Annotated in this window: 4 protein-coding genes; all 4 read right to left on the bottom strand. The window is 62.7% G+C overall.

The window, feature by feature from the left end:
- Positions 1 to 11: 11 nt before the first annotated feature.
- Positions 12 to 1,421 (bottom strand): hypothetical protein, encoded by a 1,410-nt coding sequence (locus tag NW827_RS10425; RefSeq protein ID WP_414503657.1) that lies wholly within the window; start codon positions 1,419 to 1,421, stop codon positions 12 to 14.
- A gap of 7 nt (positions 1,422 to 1,428) precedes the next feature.
- The gene (gene hisS / locus NW827_RS10420; RefSeq protein WP_414503656.1) at positions 1,429 to 2,688 is read right to left on the bottom strand and encodes a histidine--tRNA ligase; all 1,260 of its coding nucleotides are present in this window, start codon (positions 2,686 to 2,688) and stop codon (positions 1,429 to 1,431) included.
- Positions 2,689 to 2,772: 84 nt separating this feature from the next.
- Positions 2,773 to 3,528, bottom strand: coding sequence for a 16S rRNA (uracil(1498)-N(3))-methyltransferase (locus tag NW827_RS10415; protein WP_414403997.1), 756 nt, complete (start codon positions 3,526 to 3,528; stop codon positions 2,773 to 2,775).
- A complete protein-coding gene (gene prmA / locus NW827_RS10410; protein WP_414503659.1) occupies positions 3,498 to 4,385 on the bottom strand; it encodes a 50S ribosomal protein L11 methyltransferase in 888 nt (295 codons plus the stop codon). The genes NW827_RS10415 and prmA overlap by 31 nt, the downstream gene beginning before the upstream one ends.
- Positions 4,386 to 4,392: the final 7 nt, after the last annotated feature.

Raw genomic sequence — 4,392 nt, 5'->3', positions numbered from 1 at the left:
GCCGAAGGCTGCTACTTGCTTTCCGGGACGCCGGGTGGAATGGTCATACGGGTGAGGGCTTGCCACCGTCCCTGGTCATCGCGAGAGAAGTCCAGCAACCAGCGGGGGCCATCCACCAGCGAGCGGGTGCGGCCGTGCTTGACCCAAAACTTAATCCACAAAGGAGGCTGAGAGGTCGAGCCACTGGCAGAATTGACCGAGGCCGGCAAACGCAGCACTACATCGAAATTGTCACCTGCCCGCAGTTGTTCGGGCACCAGCAGCTGTGGCGCTGGGCACACTCCTAGGGGCAAGGCTTCTGGGTTCTGCTCAGTAACCGGCAAAGGTAGCGCGGGCGGGACTGGCAGGACAGCCTCTTCGCTGGGCAGCTCAGGTGAGGGGGAGGGCGGAAGGGAGGAAGGAGGCACTGCCTCTGCTTCGGCTTGGGCCTCAGCTGGGGGTACGGTGTCGGCAGGCAGCTCTCCCGGCTGAGCCGGGCGGGGAGCTGGGGGGCTGCCCTGCCAGATGCGCAACAACTTCTGCAAAGTTCGCTCGGGAGAAAGCAGGGTTGTGGTCGAGGCAGGAGTGGCAACGTCCGTCAACCTGTCTTCCTCTTGGTGCTGCTGGGGGAGGGGGGTCTCCGAGGCAAGGGATTCTTGGCTGCGGCAGCGGATGGAAAAAGGAATCGTGAGCGGCTCTGAAGCCTGCCCAGAGGAGGGAGTGAGGCGCAGCTCTCCCCGCAGAGGACGCGCCCACGGCTGACTTGGCAGGGTAAGGGGAAGGCTAAACACTGCCGCTCGCGCTTGCCCTGGGAGTTGAATCTGCCGTCGCCCTTGGAAAAGGGGATCCTGGTTCCCTTCCTGCCAAAGCTGCACCTGGAGTTCGCCGCTACAGCCAATTCGCCCGGTTAACACCAGCACTTCCTGGGGGGATCCCTCCAGGTCGCTGTGCAGGAGGGAAAACAGCTCTGGGGGGACGGCAGCCTCTTGGGTCTGAGTGGAAGCTTCGGGCTCCGTTGGCTGGACCACCGAGGGTGCTGCTGGTTCCGACTGAGCTGGGGCGGGTACGACCTGGAAACGCAGACAATTGTTTAGCTCCGTCTCGCCAAACAGCTCAGCTATCAAATCGGCATCGCGGCAGTGCAGCTCCCAGAAACCAGGGGAGAGGTGGGTGGCCGGCAAGATGAGGCTGATCCCCTCCTCGTTGGTGCGCACCGAACGGGTTTGCAGGAGCGAGGTGGCTCTCTTTGAGGCTTTCGCCTCCGCTGGAGCTCCCTCATCTTCTGCTGTCAAAGGGCGGTAGTGAACTTCCACAGTAATGGTGAAGTAGGGTTGGGGACAACGGGCCAGGATGGTGTAAGTGTCCTCCTCCAGAATGGCTCCCTCGGCTGGTACTGGCTGCCATTCTTCTTGTCCATCGCGCCGTACCCAAAAACTCAGCATTGCGCAGTCACCTTTGGGAGAGTAGATACTTCACCAGCTCAGCTTGCAGGAGGGTTTGCTGCTGTCCTGTGGGCAAGTGCTTCAGCTGCACCTCCCCGGCCGCAGCTTCCGCCTCTCCCAGCACCACAGCCCAAGTGGCGCCGCTACGGCTAGCCCGTTTGAACTGTTTGCTAAAGGGGCTGCCGCTTAGATCCAGCTCGGTGCAAAAACCAGCTTGGCGCAGGGCCTGGGCAACGAGAAGGGATTGAGCTTCCGCTTTGGCTCCGCGGGAGATCACGTAGACGTCTAGGGGCCCTGCCACCCCCTCTGGCTGCTTTTTTTGCAGCAGCAGCACCAGCCGCTCCAGGCCAATAGCCCAGCCCACCGCTGGGGTTGGCGGCCCGCCCAGCTCTTCCACCAGGCCGTCGTAGCGCCCGCCCCCGCAGACAGTGCTCTGGGCTCCTAGCTCGGGCGAGACAATTTCGAAGGCGGTGTGGGTGTAGTAGTCCAAGCCACGCACCAGGTAGGGATCCAGCTCATAGGGGATGTCTAGGGCCTTGAGATGGGCTTGCACTTGCTCGAAGAAGGCGCGTGAGTCAGCACTGAGGTAATCGGGCAGCTTGGGCGCTTTCTCGGCAAGGGCGCGGGTATGGGGATCCTTGCTGTCAAGGATGCGCAAGGGGTTGCGGCTGAGGCGCTCCTGGGAGTCGGGATCAAGCTGCTCTTTCAAGGGGGTGAAGTAGTCCACTAGGGCTTGGCGGTAGGCCCGCCGATCCTGCCCATCCCCGAGGGAGTTGAGCCGCAAGGTAAGGTTTTCCACCCCCACCGCCCGCAACAGCTCCCAAGCCAGAGCAATGACCTCGGCGTCAGCGCGGGGATCCCGGCTGCCTAGGAGCTCCACCCCCAACTGATGGAACTGGCGTTGCCGCCCCGCTTGGGGACGCTCGTAGCGAAACATGGGCCCGCAATACCATAGGCGCTGCACATCGCCTGCCATCTGCAGCCCGTGCTGGATATAGGCCCGCACCACACCAGCAGTGTTCTCAGGGCGCAGGCTTACCTCCTGCTCGCCGCGAGTGCTAAAGGAAAACATCTCCTTGCCCACCACGTCAGTGGCGCCGCCGAGGCTGCGGGCAAAAAGCTCCGTTAACTCCAAAATGGGGGTGCGGATCTCCTGGTAGTTGGCCCGCCCCAAGATCTCGCGGGCCCTGGCCTCCACCTGTTGCCACAGCCTCACCTCCTGCGGCAGAATGTCGCGGGTGCCCCGCACCGCCTGGATTTTCTCCATGTTGGCTCCTCTTGGGCCCCCAAGGGTTTATGTCAATGCCATCATATCGGCAACCGTGTTCCTGCTGCCGAGGGGTAGAGCGAGCTAGCCTCGGCTCAAACTAGCATAGAAGGCGGCAACTTGGCTGGCAGCGGCCACAGCTGCTGTGGTGGATCGCAGGATTGTCGGGCCCAAGGAGACAGGCACTCCGCCGTAGGCTTCCGCCTGGCGCTGCTCGCTCTCTGTCCAGCCCCCTTCTGGGCCAATAGCCAGTGCCACCACGGGATCCCGCAGTTGCGGTAGGACCTGCAGCAGCAGAGGGGCGTCCTGGCGGGCGACGGCTATACCCCACCAGTTGGCCCTTAGCTCGGCCAGCCAGCGGCTCCAGGAAGTAGGCGGGTCAACTTGGGGCCAGTGCAGCCGCTCACACTGTTCTGCTGCCTCCCGCACAATTTTTTGCCAGCGTTCCTGCCGCCCAGATCCCGGCTCTACCACGGTGCGCTCCGTCAGCAAAGGGGTAATGCGGGCTACCCCCAGCTCAGTAACCTGGCGAAACACCTCATCAAACCCCAGCCCCTTGACCACTGCCAAGCCCAGATGCAGGTAAACGGGCAATTCCCGCGGCAGCGCCTCCACCTCGGTTGCAATCTGGCATTTCTGGGGCTGCCAATGGGCTAGCCACAGCTTGCCGGAGCCATCCAAAACCAAAAAGGGATCCCCTGGCCGGAGGCGGTGCACCCGCTGCAGGTAGTGCCGCTGTGAGCTACTTAAATGGAGCCCGCCCGCGGGATCCCGTTGGGCCGGATCGATGGCTAGGCGGGGCAGAGAACTTAAATTGTGCGTGCGTTCAGACAGCACCATTCCCCCCGTCGCCAAAGGGATGCAACCAACCACTCGTGGGCCTCCAACATCTCCGTAACCAGCTTGGCCTGCTCCAGGAGAATGCCGCTGAGGATGAGCCAGCCCCCTCTTTTCACCACCAGGCCAAACTGCGGGATCATGTCTAGGATCACCTCCGTCAGAATGTTGCACACCAGCCCCTCCACCATCTCGGGAATGTGCTCCAGGCTACCTTTGGCCACCACAATGCGATCCGTCAGGCCGTTGAGATCCCGGTTCTGGAGCGTGGCCTGCACCGCCAGCGGGTCAACATCCACGGCATAAACCCGCTTGGCTCCTAAGAGAGCCGCTGCCACAGACAAAATGCCCGAACCACAGCCCACATCGGCCACTGTGACTCCCCCAGCACCCCCCCCAAGGCGCATCTCCAGGGCCTCCAGGCAAAGCTGGGTGGTCGGATGAGTACCTGTGCCAAAGGCCATGCCCGGATCCAGCCGCAGCAGGAGACGACCGGGGTGGGGAGGTGGATCCAGCCAAGACGGACAAATAAGCAACCTGTCCCCGACCCACTGGGGCTGCCAGTGCTGCTTCCAACTGCTGCTCCAGTCCTCCGCCTCTATGCGTTCCCAGCGCAGTTTGGGAAGGGGCTGACCAGCTACGAGGGCATCTTGCCGCAGGCGCAGGGCCAGAGCTGCCAAGTCCAAGAGGGTGGCGCGGGAGCAGGGCAAGTAGGCATGAATGCTGATTTGGCCTTCGTCATGAGCCTGGCTGGCCATGCCTTGACAGCCAAAGCTCTCCAGCCGCCAAAAGATCTGGTCCTCCTGAACAGGGGAGGCAACGATGTGGAGATCCCACCAGCTTCCGGCGGGATCCAGCAGCTGGGCA

It is taken from the genome of Synechococcus sp. H70.1 (genome assembly GCF_047502705.1).
GTDB lineage: Bacteria > Cyanobacteriota > Cyanobacteriia > Thermostichales > Thermostichaceae > Thermostichus.
This window is presented reverse-complemented; position numbering and strand designations above follow the sequence as displayed.